This is a genomic window from Bacillus sp. GB_SG_008 (genome assembly GCF_052038115.1).
Taxonomy (GTDB): Bacteria; Bacillota; Bacilli; order Bacillales; family Bacillaceae_G; genus Bacillus_A; species Bacillus_A rhizoplanae.
Genome location: NZ_JBPZSK010000008.1, coordinates 1 through 17979, shown reverse-complemented (window position 1 = coordinate 17979; position 17979 = coordinate 1). Strand labels below are relative to the sequence as shown.

Here is a 17979-nt window from a genome sequence, read left to right as displayed (position 1 = left end):
GATAGTGTTTTACTCGAGTTATCCTGTTACAAAAGGATAGCTCTTTTTGTATATATTTGTTTGAAGTGGAGAAATATAACTACAACATTTTGAAAAAAGAAAGTTAGATGATAAAGATGATTCAGTTAGATGCTAACTTATCGAAAATTACCAATGCAATTCGAGAAAAGTTAGATTCGCCTAATGACTTAACTGTGCGTGAATTTTCTCTTTCAGGAACAAACGATCGATGTGCAGTTATATTTTTATGCGGACTAAGCAATAAAGACATGATTTATCGTTTTGTTATTCGTCCATTGCAGTATGAAGACATTCCTAAACAAGCTCCAATTATGCAAACATTAATCGATCAATTTTTATCAGTTGGAGAAGTGAGTATCGCAAAGACATTTCCGGATGTTATGAATGCACTATTAGCAGGCGATACAATTGTGCTACTGGATGGTATTCCTTCTGCAATAATTGTAAATTTTCGTGAATGGGAGAAACGAAGTCTCGATTCACCTTCTGCGGAGACAATCATTCGAGGGCCTAATTTAGGATTTATTGAAGATGTGAATGTAAACAAAATGTTAATTCGGCGTCACATACGTGACCCACAATTACGTTTTCATTCCTATATTATGGGGAAACGTTCACAGAAGGAAGTAACACTAGCTTACATTGAAGATATTATTAATCCTTATATTGTAAAAGAATTAAACCGGAGACTGCAGTCTATTGAAACAGATATTATTTTTGAAACAGGAACGATTGAACAACTCATACAAGATAATAGTTTGTCTCCTTTCCCTCAATTTTTAAATACAGAAAGACCAGATAACGTCGCAGCTTCACTTGCAAAAGGGAAAGCAGCTATTTTAGTAGATGGTTCTCCGTTTGCACTTATTGCTCCAATGGTGATGATTGACATATTTCAATCACCGGAAGACCACTATGAACGTTGGATGATTGGAACGTTGTTAAGAGGACTTCGAATGTTAGCGGGCACGATTGCGATTTTATTACCGGCTATGTATGTAGCTCTTGTCTCTTATCATCAAGGGCTTATCCCCTCTACTCTTGCATATTCAATTGCTGGAGCAAGAGAAGGTGTTCCGTTTCCAGCATATATTGAAGCGCTCATAATGGCTTTTACAATGGAGCTGATTCGTGAAGCTGGAATTCGTCTTCCGAAGCCAATGGGGCCAACGATTGGTATTGTAGGAGGCCTTGTTATTGGGGAAGCTGCTGTAAGTGCCGGTATTGTAAATCCATTTCTTGTCATTATTATTGCAGTCACGGCCGTAGCTACATTTTCACTACCAGTATATAGTATTACAATTACCTTTCGTATTTTATTGTTTGCGTTTATGTTGGCCGCCACAGTCTTTGGCTTGTATGGAATTATTTTAGGATTAATTGCCTTAGCAATTCATATCGTAAATTTAACGAGTGTTGGAGTACCATATTCTGCACCGATTGCACCTGCTTTTTATAAAGATTGGAAAGAAGATGTTGTACGTTTGCCTAAAGCAATGTTGAAAGAAAGACCGGAGTACTTACAACCAAAGGATAAAACGCTGCGTTCAAAGGAGAGGGGATGAAGTGAAGTCGTTTGAGTATGGAGATGAAGAAGTTGGTACTCGTGAACTCACGTTTGCTATATCTTCTACTATTATTGGTACAGGTGCACTTGCCATGCCGCGTGTTATGGCGACTCATGCGCTTTTTGCGGATGGATGGATTCTTTTATTCCTAAGTGGGTTAATATGTACTTGTTTTGCGTGGCTTATCATGAAGGTTGCCATTTTATTTCCGAAACAAAATTTTGTTCAATATACGAGCGTGTATTTAACGAAGCCGATTACTTATCTTGTCTGTTTTATTTTAATACTAACATTTGCAGGAATTACGGCTTATGAAGCGCGAACAATTTCTATTATTTCTCAAACTTATTTATTTAGTGATACACCTGTTCAGCTTTTGTCTTTTTTTTATTTGCTCGTTGTTATTTATGGCGTTTGTGGATCTAGGGCAGGATTAATAAGACTTAGTGTTCTATTTTTACCCATTGTTTTTATTGCTATTATTTTGTTATCGCTGCTAAATGTTAATTTAATGGAATTTGAAAGTTTATCCCCATTTTTTCAAACTAAAATGAGTAAATATATGGGTGGAATCAGGGAATCTGCCTTTACGTTTATTGGATTTGAAGTAGGTTTTTTCTATGCTGCTATACTAAAGTCAACTAAAAATGCCCCTATGGCAGCGGCAAAAGGGGTTATGATTACTGTTTTATCCTATCTGTTAATTTATATTACTTGTATAAGTGTATTTACTTATTTAACAACTAGCACTTTAACATATCCAACGATTGAACTTGGAAAGGAGATTGAAATCGGGGGAGGTTTTCTAGAGAGATTTGATGCAATCTTTTTTATAACATGGATTATTACCGTTTTTAATACAACTGCATTGTATTATGATGTCGCTATTTTTTTATTTTGTGCAATGTTTCCTGCAATAAAAAAGCATACGTTTATTTTTATTAGTGCGCCTATCATTTATGTTGTAAATAATATTCCAGGTAATTTGGATGTGATAAGTAAGTATGGTACATATTTAGCTTGGGTTGACATGTCTGTTATGTTTGTTGTTCCTCTTCTCATTTTTATTTTCTATAAAATAAAAGGAGGGGGGAATAAAAATGAACCTTCTTCTTAAAATAATGAGTTGTCTGTTTTTGATTTTACTTATAAGTGGCTGCTCTGAACGGCAGGAAATTGAAGAAAGAGGTTTTGTTGTTGGTGTTGCATTAGACAAGGCAACGAATAAGGGAGAAAAAAGCGAAACGACAACTTCCAGTCATTCCCCCCTTATAAAAGGAACGTATCAAATTGTGTTGCCTAGTTCTTTAACGCAGCAGGGAAGTAAGCCGTCAAGTGGAAGAAATTACATTAATATTAATGCAACGGCTGATAGTGTATTTGCTCAAATTCGGATTATCTCTAAGAAAATAAGTCGGTCCTTATTCTTTCCCCATATAGAAGCGCTTATTTTTTCTGAGGACTTATTGAAAAAACCTTTCGTTTTAGAAGATACATTAGATGTATTTTTTCGTGATCATGAGATGCGAAGGAATATTCGGATCTTTATTTCAAAAGGACGAGCGGAGGAAATTTTAAAGCAGAGTGCAAAACCAGAAAATTTACCCTCTAAATACGTAAGTATGATATCAAATCATGCGCAGAAAAATGCCCAAATGTTAGAAGCAACTCGAATTGGTGAGTTGCAAGAAAAAATGTCTGCTGATCGAAGTTTTGTTCTTCCTGTCTTAGGGCTAACTCGACAGGGAATTAAAATGGAAGGAGCAGCTGTATTTCGTGGAAAAGATACTAAATTTGTAGGTAGTCTGAATGGGATGGAAACACTAGGATTAAATTATATTGTTGGAAAAAAAGTAGGGGGCTTTTTTAAAATAAAAAAAGGAAATCAGCTTATTGTATTTGAAATTCGTGAGATGCGTAGAAAAATCCACACATTCTTAACAAATCCTAAAAAGCCTAAATTTGTAATTGATGTATATTTAGACGGAACATTAGCAGAAGTGTATTTAAGGAAAGATAATAAGGCGATGAGTTCTGAAGAAATTAGTAAATACCTTGCCAGTGAAATTGAAAAACAGATACAAAAAACAATTAAGGTTGTCCAAAAAAATTTAAAAGTAGATGCACTTGGATTAGGAGAATATTATAAGCGTCAAAATTATAAGCAATGGATAAAAATTAAAAAAAATTGGGATCAAGGCCAAAATTATTTTAGTACGAGTAACATTATTGTTCGTGTGCATCCAAGTATTGAACATACAGGATCTGTTTTACCAGTAAGAAGGTGAGTAAAGGAGCGGCATAATGTTTACAACTTTAGGGATTATATGTACGATTTTAATGGCAATCCTCCCCTATACTGCTTATTTCATTCATAAAAAAATAGAAGAATACGGTGCACAGCCTTGGCAAAAACAAATACAGCAAAAAAAGAAACCCGAATAATACGTTGGGTTTCTTTTTTATCCCGCTATTCGCGGGCAGTGAGACCCCCACTGTGGAAGTTGTACTTTATCGGAAAATTGGCAAGAAAACCCCATCTTCAAAACGCGCAGGGTATAGCCCAGTATAAGGTGGGGATGAATTGCCATTACATTTGTAAAAAATTTTGGGTATCAATACGAATGTATGTTCTTTTTTGCGTTTTGTAGTATCATTAGGGAAAGAAGGAGGTGAAAATGATGACAAAAGAAAAAGAATATGCAACCTATCAAATTTGGATTAAGAAAGGTCACAAATTGCACGCCTACTTCATGGAAATGTGTCAAAATGCAAAAAATCTCTACAATACAACAAACTTCTATATTCGCCAAGTGTATACGGCCTTACATACTGAAAAGCCATTACAGCCGCTTCAACAAGAAGTTCTTCATGCATTACAAGCACATATTGAAATTATGAATGAAAATCAACTTCATGCGTATCAAAAACGCGTGCAAAAACAGAAAGAAAAACCTGTTAAAGAACAAAAAGAAATGAAATGTAACTTGTTTACATTCCCGACAAAAGAGAAATCGTTTCTATCCTATAACTTTCTAGATTGTTTGTTTAAAACAATGAAACAACAAGATTATATGAACTTGCCAGCGCAAACGAATCAAGCGGTTATGAAAAAACTCTATCAAAACTGGAAATCATTCTTCGCTTCCATCAAGGCATACCAAAAACATCCTTCCACTTTTACTGGTAGACCTCGCATTCCCAAATATATTAGATCATCTATGAGAGAAATTATATTCACAAATCAAGTATGTAAACTTCAAGATAAATACATTCGTTTTCCAAAAACAAGCATAAAATTAAATATTGGTAAATTGTTTGAGCGGATTGGCAATCTCAAAGAGGTACGTGTTTCTCCTGCTTACGGGAAGTTTAAAGTTGAAATTGTGACAGAACAGTCCGAACCAGCACCTGAGGGTGTTGAAAACAACCGTTATATGAGTATTGACTTAGGGATCAATAACATTGCAACTATCATAACGAATACAGGGGCTACTCCTGTGTTAGTAAAGGGCAATGTTATTAGAAGTATGAATCAATACTACAACAAACAAACGGCTCATTTACTCGGGATTCTTCGTCATGGAAAAGAACCAAAAGAAGGACCACACACATCCAAGCGTTTAGATAGGCTTCATGAGAAACGGTTTCTTAAAATAAAAGATCTCTTTCACAAAATGAGTTACCATATTGTCAATTTCGCAGTTCAACATGAGATTTCTATGATTGTGATTGGGAAAAATACATCATGGAAACAAAACAGTGATATGGGGAAACGACAGAATCAATCGTTCTGCCATATCCCGCATAACCTACTCATTGAAATGATCACCTATAAGGCAAAACGAAAAGGTATTGTTGTACGAGTTGTAGAAGAATCGTATACAAGTAAAGCATCCTTTCTAGACAATGATGTAATCCCAACTTACGGTGAGGAAGACATCCCTGTATTCAGTGGGAAACGGATCAAACGTGGCTTGTATCGTACGAAAGAGAACATCCTATTAAATGCAGATGTGAATGGTTCCTATAACATTTTAAAAAAAGCAGTTCCAAAGGCGTTTGCCGATGGAATAGAGGGGTTGTGCCATCAGGCAGCTGTGTCAACTCCACTCGTGTTAAGCATCTTTTGAGGTGATACACGAGAAACCCCCACTTCAAGATCCGAAGGAGATAAGTGGCGGGAGTTTTCATATAAGTCCTAACCAATGTACCAATTGTGCCGTAAGGAATGTAACAACAATGGCAATTACAGTAGGGATGGCAAATGAAAGAAATGTCCATTTTGCACTTTTTGTTTCTTTATATATATTAACTAGTGTTGTTCCGCATGGGAAATGAAGAAGGGAGAACAACATCATGTTTAATGCAGTTAGCCAAGTCCAACCGTGATCAAGAAACAGTTGTTTAATTTGTGTTAAATTGTCTAACTCTGTTAATGAACCTGTTGATAAATAAGCCATTAATAAAATTGGAACAACAATTTCGTTTGCAGGTAAGCCGAGAATAAATGCTGCTAAAATGTATCCGTCAAGGCCAAGTAATTTTGCAAACGGATCTAAAAAATTTACGATATACATAAGAAGACTTGTGTCTCCAATAAATACATTTGCTAATACCCATGTTAATACTGCAGCGGGTGCTGCAACGATAACGGCACGTTTCAGAACGTATATTGATTTATCAAGCGTTGCACGTACGATTGTATCCCAAATTTTTGGCTTTCTATAAGGTGGTAATTCTAACGTATAGTGAGTTGGAACACCTTTTAAAGCTGTTTTTGAGAGTGCCCATGATACGGTTAAAGTTACGATAATGCCAATTACAACCATGCCAACAACAACTCCGGCTGTTACAAGGGTTTGCATACCACCTGTATATCCAGCGGCCATAAATAAAGATGCTAATAAAATAAGCGTTGGCCATCGACCGTTACAAGGAACAAAGTTATTTGTTAAGATTGCGAGCATACGTTCACGAGGTGATTCAATAATACGTGTTGACATAATTGCAGCTGCGTTACATCCAAATCCCATTGCCATTGTTAAAGATTGCTTTCCATGTGCCCCGGCACGTTTAAAGAGACGATCCATGTTAAAAGCAACGCGCGGTAAGTAACCGTAGTTTTCTAATAAAGCAAACATTGGGAAGAAAATAGCCATCGGTGGCAACATAACACTAATAACAGCTCCTGTTCCGCGGAATAAACCGAGAATAAGGATGCCATGTAACCATTCCGGGGCATGCATCGCTTGGAACCAAGCAGTTAAATAACCTTCTGCCCATCCAAAAAATTCAGCGATCATATCAGAAGGAACGTTAGCTCCGGCAATTGTAAGATAAAAAATAACAGATAAAATAGCGAGCATAATAGGGAAACCGAATATAGGAGAAGTAAAGATTCTATCAAGCTTCTCTGAGCGATATAATTTATTTTTATCTGTGTATTGAACCGAATTCTTACAAATATTAGCTGAAGCACGGTAGATATCAACGACAATTTCATCGCGAATGTCTTCTTTTACAAGCGTTTGCGCACGCTGCACGATATAGTCTAATGGAAGAGCGTTACTGGTTGAATGAGATTCCATTGATTACAACCTCCCTTACAAGTGGTTCTTCATGATGTTTTTGAAGAGATTCTAAGAAATTCTTATCTCCATCTAGAATGCGCAGTGCAATCCAACGTGCAGGATAGGAATCTCCAAAAACTTTATATATTTGTGGTTCGAGTTCTTGAATCATCTGTTCTATTTTTTCGTTATAAGTAATTTGAAAAGGAGTAGAAATTAATTTTCTATTAGCTACTTTTTCAATTATATTTAACAACTGACCGAGTCCAATTTTGTTACGTGCAGAAATTTTTACAACAGGAACTCCAAGCGATTTTGCTAATTTTTTCTCATCGATTATAATTCCTTTCTTTTCTGCTTCGTCAATCAAGTTAATACAAATGACAACTTCTTTTGTCATTTCCATAACTTGCAAGGCTAAGTTCAAGTTTCGTTCCATTGCAGTAGCATCTACAACAACAACTGTTACATCTGGTTTTTCAAAGATAATGTAATCACGTGCAACTTCTTCATCGGCAGAGTTTGAGTATAAGGAATATGTTCCTGGTAAATCGATTACGGTGTAGAGGCTTCCGTTATGTTCATATTCGCCTTCAGCTTTTAATACCGTTTTCCCTGTCCAGTTTCCAGTATGTTGTTTCAATCCAGTTAATGTATTAAATAATGTACTTTTTCCGGTGTTCGGATTTCCTGCTAATGCAATACGATGCTTATTCATTTCGGATCATCTCCTATCAATGTCCCTGTTATTCGTGAACTTTCTTCATTTCGAAGGGCGATTGTCGTGTTACTTACTTGATATGCAATGGGATCGCCAAGCGGACTTTTCTGTAACACTTTAATCGTTGCACCAGGAATAAATCCTAAATCAAGCAGGCGGCGTTTCATGGTTCCTTCTAATTGAACCTTTTCAATTTGTACAAGTTGACCTGTTTTAAAAGTAGAGAGTGGTTGGGTTTTAACCGATACCATAAGAGTTACCTCGCTTCTATTTTTTTAGTACGAGTTCAAAATGTTTCCTTAGGGAAACATTTTGTTAATAACATACTAGGTTATATTGAGCGTTGTTGTCAATTACTACTTTAAAAATATTCAGGTATTTTTTGAATGGTTCCTATAACATCTTAAAAAAAGTAGTTCCAAAGGCGTTTGCCGATGGAATAGAGGGGTTGTGCCATCAGGCAGCTGTGTCAACTCCACTCGTGTTAAGCATCTCTTGAAGGTGATACACGAGAAACCCTCACTTCAAGATCCAAAGGAGATAAGTGGCGGGAGTTTTCATATGGCTAACTTGCATGTTATTTCATGTTTTGTTGTGGATGTTGGTGTTTTAACAAGGGGAAGTAAAGCTTTTGGAAAAAACATCTTAACAAAAGCGTAAAAGCGAGGATAAGAATTTACAATCAATTTACATTCTTAAAATTAAATTTACAATACGTTCTGTTTCTTAAGGTTTTTTACTTGTTTTATGTTAAAAACAATGAATATATAAGGATTTTTCTATGAATCCCCTGTCTTTACTTAAAATTAAAAAACGCTTAACACTGACATAATATTATTATCCTACAATGAATTTGTACTACGAGATATGCACATAATAATGTAGAAATGAAAAGTGATAATCAAATGGGGGTACAAGACATGGTTATGAAAAAAGGCTTTAAATTTTCGTTAGCGGCATTAGTGGTTGCTGGTGCTTTAGTAGGTTGTGGGAAAGCAGACACTACAAAGACAGAAACTGCTAAAGGTGGTAACGAAGCGAAGCAAGAATTATCCGGTACAATTACAGCAGCTGGTTCTACGGCGCTTCAACCACTTGCAGAAGAAGCTGCTAAAGAATTTATGGGAGAAAATTCAAAAGTATCAATTACGGTTCAAGGTGGCGGTAGTGGAACTGGAATTAACCAAGTAGCTTCTGGCGCTGTTCAAGTTGGTAACTCTGATGTTCCTGCTGCAGATAAAATAAAAGAAGCAGATAAAGCAAAAGAATTAGTTGATAACAAAGTTGCAGGTATCGGATTTGCGTTAGTTGTAAATAAAGATGTAAATGTTGATAACTTAACATTAAAACAAGTACAAGATATTTTCTCTGGTAAAGTTACAAACTGGAAAGAAGTTGGCGGAAAAGACGAAAAGATTAATGTAATTAATCGTCCAGCGGCTTCTGGTACACGTGCTACATTTGAAAAAACAGTTATGAAAGACGCAAAAATTAACGATGCTACAGGTACAACACAAGATTCAAACGGTGCAGTAGAGCAAGCGATTAACTCTACACCAGGATCTGTTAGTTATTTAGCTAACTCTTACATGGTTGGTGACAAAAAAGGTACTTTAAAAACAATGAAAATTGATGGTGTAGAACCAACAACTGAAAATATTTCTTCTGGTAAATATCCGTTTTGGTCTTATGAATACATGATTACAAAAGGTGAAGCAAAAGACGCAACAAAAGGTTACATTGATTATGTAAAAGGTAAAGACTTCGAGAAGAAAGTAGAAGAAATGGGTTACATCCCAATGTCTAAATTAAAGCAATAATATAAAACGGGCTGGCTATTTAGCCAGTCTTGTTCATTTCAATATAGGAAGTAAGGTTGTGGTCTTGTGATGAAGGGGAAAAAACAAATTAACTACGTAAAAAGTGAATATATTGGAAGAACACTTGTGACGCTTTGTGGTTTATTAATTGTTGCTGTTACATTAGCTATTATCGCATTCATTTGTGCAAAAGGAATTCAATCATTTACGCAAAGCAATATCTCAATTTCAGAAATATTCACATCAACAAAATGGGCTCCGAATGATGGAAGTTTTGGAGCTGTTATTTTCATAGTTGGATCTACTGCTGTATCTCTCGGTGCAGTAATTATTAGTGCGCCGATTGCAATTGCACTAGCAGTGTTTATGAATTTAATTTCACCAAAGTTTGGAAACAAAGTACTAAAGCCGGTTTTAGAATTATTAGTAGGGATTCCGTCTGTTGTATATGGTTTACTAGGGGTTACCATTTTAATTCCGCTTTTACGTGATTCTTTTGGTGGTGTAGGATTTAGTTTAATTGCAGGTATTGTTGTATTAAGTATTATGATTTTGCCAACGATTGCAAGTATTGCTTCCGATGCAATTCGTGCAGTTCCTTTTGAATATTTAGAAGCCTCTTATGGTTTAGGATCGACGAAATGGCAAGCGATTAGCCGCGTCATTGTTCCGGCGGCGAAAAAGGGGATTTTAACAGGGGTTGTTCTTGGAATAGCTCGTGCTTTTGGTGAAGCATTAGCAGTTCAGATGGTAATTGGTAATACAATAAAATTACCAGAAGGACTATATAGCCCAACTTCAACTTTAACAGGTATTTTGACAATGGATATGACAAATACGTTAAATGGGACAGCTTGGAATAATGCGCTATGGACATTAGCGATGATATTACTTCTTATTTCCTTCTTATTTATCTTAGTAATTCGAGCGATTGGCCAAAGAGGTGAAAGATAACGATGAATGCTAGAACAGTTAATAGTATATGGACAGGGATTTTATATGCGGTTGCAGTGCTTGTAGTCGCTTTACTCGGTTTTCTTGTATACGAAATCTTACGACAAGGTTGGGGATTTTGGGATCCAAATTTTTTATTTGGAGAACCAAGTAATACAACAGCAGGAGGAGGGATTGGTCCTCAATTATTTAATTCCTTCTATATGCTTGTTATTACATTAATTATCTCAATTCCTTTAGGTCTTGGTGCGGGAATTTATCTTGCGGAATATGCAAAGCAAGGTCGATTTTTAAATTTTGTTCGTCTATGTATCGAAACAATGGCATCTTTACCTTCTATTGTAGTTGGTTTATTTGGATTACTTGTGTTTGTTACGATGGCAGGTTGGGGTTATACTGCTATGGGCGGGGCGTTAGCTTTAACGATTTTAAATTTACCAAGTTTAACGCGCGTTTGTGAAAATGCAATTACAGAAATTCCATCTAATGTGAAAGAAGCAAGTCTTGGATTAGGTGCAACAAAGTGGCAAACAATTGTTAGAATTATTCTTCCATCTGCATTACCACAAATTATTACCGGTGTTATTTTAGCGGCTGGACGTATTTTTGGTGAAGCGGCAGCACTAATTTATACAGCTGGATTAACGTCACCAATTTTAAATGCAGCAGCAGATCTTTCAAGTCCTGCTAATCCGTTGAACCCATTTCGACCAGCAGAAACATTAGCAGTGCATATTTGGAAGTTAAATTCTGAGGGAATTGTTCCTGATGCGAAGTTAATTGCAGCAAAATCAGCAGCAGTATTAATTATTATGGTATTACTATTTAATATTCTTGCTCGCTTTATAGCATCTGTACTGCATAAACGCTTTACTGGTACGAAAAAATCCCGTAAAAGTAATAAAGTAAAAGCAGCATAACTTCTTGTATCCCATATAGAATAAAGAGGGTGTCCTAAAAGTCCGATAAAATCGACCTTTTGAGGATGCTCTTTTTTGTTTATACACAATGAAGAGATAGAGAGTGAAAAAAAGTGTCCGATCTATCTTTTTTATAAAAAACGTTTTCAAATCAAACCCCCAACATATTAGACATATATAATGTGTTGGGGACTGTCTTATTATATAAATATGTTCCATTTTGGAGAACTAAAGATTTCTTAATTGAATTGATCAAAAAAAATTGATTTAACTGTTGTATTGAACAAAAAGTCTCGCGTATAATAAAAATATCAAAAAAAATTGATGAACGAGGTTGGATGATATGAATAAACAATTTGAACAATATGAGAAGAAATTTAAAGCCCTTGCAGATCAAAAAAGATTAGAAATTATGTATGAACTTTGTCAAAGGGGAAGAACTTGTGTATGTGATTTAACAGAAGTATTTGGGATGACACAATCTAAATTATCTTATCACTTGAAAATTTTATTAGATGCAAATTTAATAATCAAAGAAACGCAAGGTACTTGGAGTTACTACGATTTAAATGATACTGAAGTAAATAATCTATTATCAGAAGAACTTTGTTGTATATTTAGAAAAACAGGAAAAGGAACTTGTTGTTAATTTTTTTAAACTATACATCAATTTTTTTTGATTAATATTATGTAAAATCAAAGGAGGAATTTATGATGAAATACGTACATGTTGGGATTAATGTTACAAATCTAGAAAAATCTATTGAATTCTATGAAAAAGTATTTGGAGTAAAACCAGTTAAAGTAAAGAATGATTATGCAAAATTCTTATTGGAAATTCCAGGATTAAATTTCACCTTAAATGTAATAGATAATGTGAATGGAAATCAAGTTAATCACTTTGGATTCCAATTAGAAAATGAAGAAGAAATAAAGGGCCATAAGGACCGTTTAGAAAAAGAAGGTTTTTTCGCACGAGACGAGATAAATACAACATGTTGCTATGCCGTACAAGATAAATTTTGGATAACTGACCCAGACGGTAACGAATGGGAATTCTTCTATACAAGGGCGGACAGCGACGTTCATAAGATAGAATCTACATCTTGCTGTTAATCTGAAAGGAGAACTTTATGAAGCGACTATCATTTTTAGATCGATACTTAACCATTTGGATTTTTCTTGCTATGGCTATAGGAATCGGTATAGGAATACTATTTCCACAAATCACAAGTAACTTAAATAAATTACAAGTGGGTACAACATCTATTCCACTTGCAATAGGTTTAATTTTGATGATGTATCCTCCTTTAGCGAAGGTTCGTTATGAAGAGATGGGAAGAGTTTTTAAAGATGGAAAAGTATTAGTTTTATCACTTGTTCAAAACTGGATCGTTGGTCCTGTTCTGATGTTTGCTTTAGCGGTAATATTTTTACCAGATAAGCCAGAATATATGGTGGGCTTAATTATGATTGGTTTAGCCCGTTGTATCGCTATGGTCATTGTTTGGAATGACCTAGCAAAAGGTGATATAGAGTATGCGGCAGGATTAGTTGCTTTTAACTCTGTTTTTCAAATGTTATTTTTCTCAGTGTATGCGTATGTATTTGTAACAGTAATTCCAGAATGGTTGGGAATTGAAGGTGCTATTGTAGATATTACAATGGGGGAGGTTGCAAAATCGGTATTTATTTACTTAGGAATTCCATTCATCAGTGGGATATTAACGCGCTTAATCTTTGTAAAAACAAAAGGACGTATTTGGTATGAAAAAGTATTCATTCCAAAGATTAGCCCGATTACATTAATCGCATTATTATTTACAATCATTGTGATGTTCTCATTAAAAGGAGAAGTCATTGTGAGTGTACCGCTTGATGTTGTACGTATTGCGATTCCGTTACTTATTTATTTTGTATTAATGTTTTTTGTTTCTTTCTTTATGGGCAAAAAAATTGGGGCAAGTTACGGAGTAACAACTACATTAGCATTTACAGCTGGAAGTAACAACTTTGAATTAGCAATTGCCGTAGCTGTAGGTGTATTTGGAATCCAGTCCGGCGCAGCATTTGCAGCAGTTATCGGGCCTTTAGTCGAAGTTCCCGTTATGATTGCTCTTGTAAATGTAGCACTGTGGTTTCAACGTAAATACTTTCAAACACAACCCAAATAACTATTCATAAAAAAGGTGGAATTCATATGGAAAGCAAAAAAACAATTTACTTCTTATGTACAGGAAACTCTTGCCGTAGTCAGATGGCTGAAGCTTGGGGTAAAAAATATTTAGGTGACAAATGGACTGTACTCTCTGCTGGTATTGAGGCACATGGAGTAAATCCTAATGCAGTTAAAGCGATGAAAGAAGTAGGAATCGATATTACTGACCAAACATCTGATGTCATTGATCCAGAAATTTTAGATAAAGCTGACTTTGTAGTAACTCTTTGTGGTCATGCGAATGATGTGTGTCCAACTACACCTTCATATGTAAAACGAGTTCATTGGGGATTTGACGATCCAGCAGGAAAAGAATGGTCTGAGTTTCAACGAGTGCGTAATGAAATTGGAGAGCGCATTCAACAATTTGCAGCAAAAGGAGAATAATTCTTTCAATAAGAGGTACCGTCAACACTTTGAGCATCTGCTCTAGTTTGTTGACAGTATCTCTCTCTTTTCTTAAAACAGTTTAAGCACTTGTAATAAAGTTGTATCCAGAAGTCTGAATGTGGCTGTTGTATTTTATCCCGTATTAACGGGTAGTAAGACCCCCACCTCAAGATTGAGAGAAGTGAAGAAGATAGGTGGGGGATAACTGCCCATAAAAGACCAATTGGTTCAATTAACTATCAGTGGGGGATGAAGAAAACCCCTACTGATGGAAGTTTCACTTTATGAGTTTGGAATATCCGTATAAGAATCATGTTGTTTTTTGCGATGCTTCCTGCTACCAATTCGATCTAGTAATTCGTACATAACAGGTACAACAACCAGCGTTAGTAATGTAGAAACTAATAAACCGCCAATTACTACAACAGCTAAGCTTTTGGATACCATGCTTCCAGCTTGTGTATCACCGAATAGTAGAGGAAGCATTGCGAAGATTGTTGTAATAGCTGTCATGATAATTGGGCGTAATCTTATTGAGCCAGCTTCTAATAGTGCTTCTCTTGTTGGCATTCCTTTTTCGCGATTTTGTTGTACACGTTCTATTAATACAATTGCATTTGTCACAACGATTCCGATTAGCATTAAGGCACCGATAAGAGAGTTTAAATCGACAGGTGTTCGTGAAATAATTAAACCTAAAATACCGCCAACAGCAGCTAATGGAAGAGAGAATAAAATTGCAAACGGCGCACGTGCTTGCCCGAAAGTAATAACCATAATTAAGTAAACGACACCAATTGCAATTCCCATAATTTTAAATAAATCAGTGAAACTTTCTTGCATCGATTCTGTTGCTCCGGCAATGTTAACTTTCGCTCCATCAGGTAATTTTAAATTTGTAATAGCTGTATTTACATCTTTACTTACTTTACTTAAATCGTCATCTTTTGCTTCTGCTGTAACTTGAATTGTTTCTTTTCCTTCCTTATGGAATATTTCTGTTTGTATTTGTTTTTCAGAAATGGTTGCAACATCTTTTAATGCAATCAAACCAGTAACTGGAGACAAAATATTTGAGTCTAAAATCGCATCTTTATTATGGATGTCTGGTTTTTGATGTTCTAGTACAATAGTTGTTTTTTCATTATCGAGTGAAATTTGGCCAATTGGTGATTTTTTCATTAAAAATGCGACTTGTTGTGCGATGACTTCAGGAGTTAATCCCGCTTTCTCTGCTTTTGTTTGATCGACGTTGATGACCCATTCTTTTTTCTCTTCTTCCACATTTGTTTTTACTTTTGAAAGACTATCTAAGCCTTTTAATTTTGTGGTAACAAGATCGGCAGTTTTCTTTAAATCTTCACTATTGTTGGCCGTAACGTTAAATTGTAAAGTATTCCCGCCACCGAAGTTTGAAAAACTCACTTTTATATAATCAAATGTTGCGGGTTGAAATTGATTCTGCTCTTTTTTTAGTTTGTTAATGTATGCGTCAAGGTCAATTCCTTTTTTAAATCCTACATATATACTTGCAAGATTGTTTTTCGTCGTTTGTCCCCACTGCGCATCTTCTGAAGCAGATCCCATTCGTAATGTAACGTCTTGTACCTGTGTATCTGCAAGTAATTTCTTTTCTAATTCGAAAGCTTGTTGTTTCCCTTTTTCTAAATCGTAATTAGCAGGGAATGTCATATTGATAGAAAGCATTGTGTTATCGTCAGATTTAATATTCGCTTTTGGAAGTACAATGTAAGCTACAATTGAACCGACAAACAATAAGGAAGAAGTAAGTAAAATGATAAATTTATGTGATAACGACCATTTTAAAATGGCTGTATAACGTCTCGTTTCTTTTCGCTCTTCGTGTCTTGTTTTCTTTAACAGTAGAAAGGCCATGAGCGGAACAACTGTTAAGGCCACTACTAGAGAGGAAAGAATTGAATATACAACTGCCAACACCATAGGCAACATAAATTCACCGATTCCGCCTGATACAAAGCCAATTGGTAAAAAAACAGCGACGGTCGTTAAAGTGGAAGACGTAATTGCGATTGCAACTTCTTTCGTAGCATCAATAATAACGTCTTTTGAGAAAGAATCTTTTTGTAAACGACGGAAAATGTTTTCGATTACAACGATGCTATCATCGACAAGGCGTCCGACAGCAACTGCTAATCCACCTAATGTTAAAATATTTAAAGTGATATGAGATTGATCAAGTAAAAAGAGTGTGAGAAGTATAGATAAAGGGATACTGACAATAGCGATTAAAGTAGTACGAATGTTACGTAAGAAAATTAAAATGATGAATGTAGCAGCGATAGCACCGAGAACAACTTCTTTAGCCATGCTTGTAACAGCATTTTCGACTTGTTCGTGCGTTGACATAAGTGTTTTTATAGTGAAAGTGTCTTTATATTGCTTGCTCATATTATGAACTTTTTTCTCGATTTCTTTTCCAATTGTAACTGCATTTTTGCTCGGTTCCTTCATAACGACTAATACGGCACCATCTTCTCCATTAATATGAGAAATTGCATCATGATGTTGTTTTAGCTCAATTTTTGCAATATCACTTAGTTTTACTTCTGGTGTGAGTGTAATGTTTTTTATGTCTTCAATATTTTTTATTTCTCCAATTACACGAAGTAGATGATTTTCATTATTTATAGATATTTGTCCAGCGGGTATAGAAACTTCTTTTCCTTGAAGGGCAGATACAATTTGTGATGTTATGATGTTTTTATCTTTCATTTTAATGGGATCTAATATAATAGATAATTCAGCTGTTGATTTCCCATAAAACATAACATTGGAAACACCATCGATATTTTCAAGTTGCGGGATAATTTCTTTTTCAATTTGTTTTTCATCGGCTTGTGTAAAACCGTTTTTCTTTTGAACTGTAATTTGTGCGAGTGGAATCATAGAAGTGTTTAGTTGGCTGACAACAGGTTTCATTGCGTCTTTTGGAAGTGGTATTCCGTTTGTGAGTTTTTCAACTTCACGTGTTGCATCTTTCATGTTTGCTTCTGAGGTGTACGTAATATCAATCCGTGATAATCCTTCGCTTGTTGACGATGTAATGGTATCGACGTGTGAAAGGTTTCGAAATTGTTTCTCGAGAGGTTCTGTTACTTCTTTTGTCATTGTTTCAGCATCTAGCCCCTCGGATAAGGTGGTGATTGTTATTACTGGATTATCGATACTTGGTAAAAACTCCATCGGTAACTTAGAGCCGGAATAAATACCTAATACAGAGATGAGAAAAACCATGATGATAATAGCGGCCCTATTTTTTAATGAAAACTTCGTCAATCTTTCCATAAATAAATTCCTCCATAATAGGGTTTGATGGTTTACTGTTTTACTATATAACAAATGACAGGGAAGTAGAGTTAAAAATATGTAAAAAATTTCTAAAAAAAATCTTAAGTAAGGGATTCACTTTGTGGTGAGTTAACAAGTTATAGGTATACAAAAAACTTTATATATTTTTTAAAAAAGTACTTGCGCTTTAAAAATACAGATGATATATTAATAAACGTCGCTGCTGCACTACAGCAGAAAGCGAAAAAGAAAAATAAAAAAATGTTGACATCGAATAACTGAGATGTTAACATAGGGAAGTCGCTAATCAAGCGGCGGACAAGTTCTTTGAAAACTGAACGAAACAAACAACGTGAAACGTCAATTTTTATTTATGATGCTAGACAAACACTTTATTGGAGAGTTTGATCCTGGCTCAGGATGAACGCTGGCGGCGTGCCTAATACATGCAAGTCGAGCGAACC

At 35.4% G+C, this 17979-nt stretch carries 16 protein-coding genes and 1 rRNA gene; 13 read left to right on the top strand and 4 right to left on the bottom strand.

The window, feature by feature from the left end:
* Positions 1–116 precede the first annotated feature (116 nt).
* The 5 genes from ACTDJC_RS18490 to ACTDJC_RS18470 all read left to right on the top strand — a co-directional run bounded on the left by ACTDJC_RS18490 (position 117) and on the right by ACTDJC_RS18470 (position 5722).
* Positions 117–1586, top strand: coding sequence for a spore germination protein (locus tag ACTDJC_RS18490; protein ID WP_440604379.1), 1470 nt, complete (start codon positions 117–119; stop codon positions 1584–1586).
* A 1-nt stretch (position 1587) separates the two neighbouring features.
* Positions 1588–2706: a GerAB/ArcD/ProY family transporter gene (locus ACTDJC_RS18485; protein WP_440604310.1), complete on the top strand. Its 1119-nt coding sequence runs from the start codon at positions 1588–1590 to the stop codon at positions 2704–2706.
* The gene (locus ACTDJC_RS18480) at positions 2690–3877 is read left to right on the top strand and encodes a Ger(x)C family spore germination protein (protein WP_440604309.1); all 1188 of its coding nucleotides are present in this window, start codon (positions 2690–2692) and stop codon (positions 3875–3877) included. Before ACTDJC_RS18485 ends, ACTDJC_RS18480 begins: the two co-directional genes overlap by 17 nt.
* Positions 3878–3893: 16 nt before the next feature.
* On the top strand, positions 3894–4034 hold the full coding sequence (locus ACTDJC_RS18475) for a hypothetical protein (RefSeq protein WP_440604308.1): 141 nt from the start codon (positions 3894–3896) through the stop codon (positions 4032–4034).
* A gap of 236 nt (positions 4035–4270) precedes the next feature.
* Positions 4271–5722, top strand: coding sequence for an RNA-guided endonuclease InsQ/TnpB family protein (locus ACTDJC_RS18470; protein ID WP_440604307.1), 1452 nt, complete (start codon positions 4271–4273; stop codon positions 5720–5722).
* A gap of 57 nt (positions 5723–5779) precedes the next feature.
* Here ACTDJC_RS18470 and ACTDJC_RS18465 read toward each other — a convergent pair whose 3' ends face one another.
* From ACTDJC_RS18465 to ACTDJC_RS18455, 3 genes are read right to left on the bottom strand one after another with little or no spacing between them, the layout of a single operon-like run.
* Positions 5780–7180 (bottom strand): nucleoside recognition domain-containing protein, encoded by a 1401-nt coding sequence (locus ACTDJC_RS18465; protein ID WP_440604306.1) that lies wholly within the window; start codon positions 7178–7180, stop codon positions 5780–5782.
* Positions 7158–7880, bottom strand: coding sequence for a FeoB small GTPase domain-containing protein (locus ACTDJC_RS18460; RefSeq protein WP_440604305.1), 723 nt, complete (start codon positions 7878–7880; stop codon positions 7158–7160). The genes ACTDJC_RS18465 and ACTDJC_RS18460 overlap by 23 nt, the downstream gene beginning before the upstream one ends.
* Entirely contained in the window at positions 7877–8134 is a 258-nt protein-coding gene (locus ACTDJC_RS18455; RefSeq protein WP_098309088.1) for a FeoA family protein, read from the bottom strand. The genes ACTDJC_RS18460 and ACTDJC_RS18455 overlap by 4 nt, the downstream gene beginning before the upstream one ends.
* 669 nt (positions 8135–8803) lie before the next feature.
* On the opposite strand from ACTDJC_RS18455, the gene ACTDJC_RS18450 reads away from it, so the two are divergent.
* From ACTDJC_RS18450 to arsC, 7 genes are all read left to right on the top strand, one after another.
* Entirely contained in the window at positions 8804–9703 is a 900-nt protein-coding gene (locus ACTDJC_RS18450; RefSeq protein WP_440604304.1) for a phosphate ABC transporter substrate-binding protein PstS family protein, read from the top strand.
* A gap of 69 nt (positions 9704–9772) precedes the next feature.
* On the top strand, positions 9773–10657 hold the full coding sequence (pstC, locus tag ACTDJC_RS18445; protein WP_141525029.1) for a phosphate ABC transporter permease subunit PstC: 885 nt from the start codon (positions 9773–9775) through the stop codon (positions 10655–10657).
* Between the two features lie 2 nt (positions 10658–10659).
* Positions 10660–11577: a phosphate ABC transporter permease PstA gene (gene pstA, locus ACTDJC_RS18440; protein ID WP_253628628.1), complete on the top strand. Its 918-nt coding sequence runs from the start codon at positions 10660–10662 to the stop codon at positions 11575–11577.
* A gap of 343 nt (positions 11578–11920) precedes the next feature.
* Entirely contained in the window at positions 11921–12226 is a 306-nt protein-coding gene (gene arsR, locus ACTDJC_RS18435) for an arsenical resistance operon transcriptional regulator ArsR (RefSeq protein WP_098309092.1), read from the top strand.
* A gap of 65 nt (positions 12227–12291) precedes the next feature.
* Positions 12292–12693 carry an ArsI/CadI family heavy metal resistance metalloenzyme gene (locus tag ACTDJC_RS18430; RefSeq protein ID WP_440604303.1) on the top strand — a complete coding sequence of 134 codons (402 nt, stop codon included), beginning with the start codon at positions 12292–12294 and terminating at the stop codon, positions 12691–12693.
* Between the two features lie 17 nt (positions 12694–12710).
* Positions 12711–13751 carry an ACR3 family arsenite efflux transporter gene (arsB, locus tag ACTDJC_RS18425; RefSeq protein WP_098309094.1) on the top strand — a complete coding sequence of 347 codons (1041 nt, stop codon included), beginning with the start codon at positions 12711–12713 and terminating at the stop codon, positions 13749–13751.
* A 26-nt stretch (positions 13752–13777) separates the two neighbouring features.
* A complete protein-coding gene (gene arsC / locus ACTDJC_RS18420; RefSeq protein ID WP_253628629.1) occupies positions 13778–14182 on the top strand; it encodes an arsenate reductase (thioredoxin) in 405 nt (134 codons plus the stop codon).
* A gap of 285 nt (positions 14183–14467) precedes the next feature.
* Here the strand turns inward: arsC and ACTDJC_RS18415 are convergent, their stop codons facing one another.
* Positions 14468–17512, bottom strand: coding sequence for an efflux RND transporter permease subunit (locus ACTDJC_RS18415; protein WP_440604302.1), 3045 nt, complete (start codon positions 17510–17512; stop codon positions 14468–14470).
* Positions 17513–17907: 395 nt separating this feature from the next.
* Between ACTDJC_RS18415 and ACTDJC_RS18410 the strand changes: the two genes are divergently transcribed.
* A 16S ribosomal RNA gene (locus ACTDJC_RS18410) occupies positions 17908–17979 on the top strand; the annotation flags it as partial.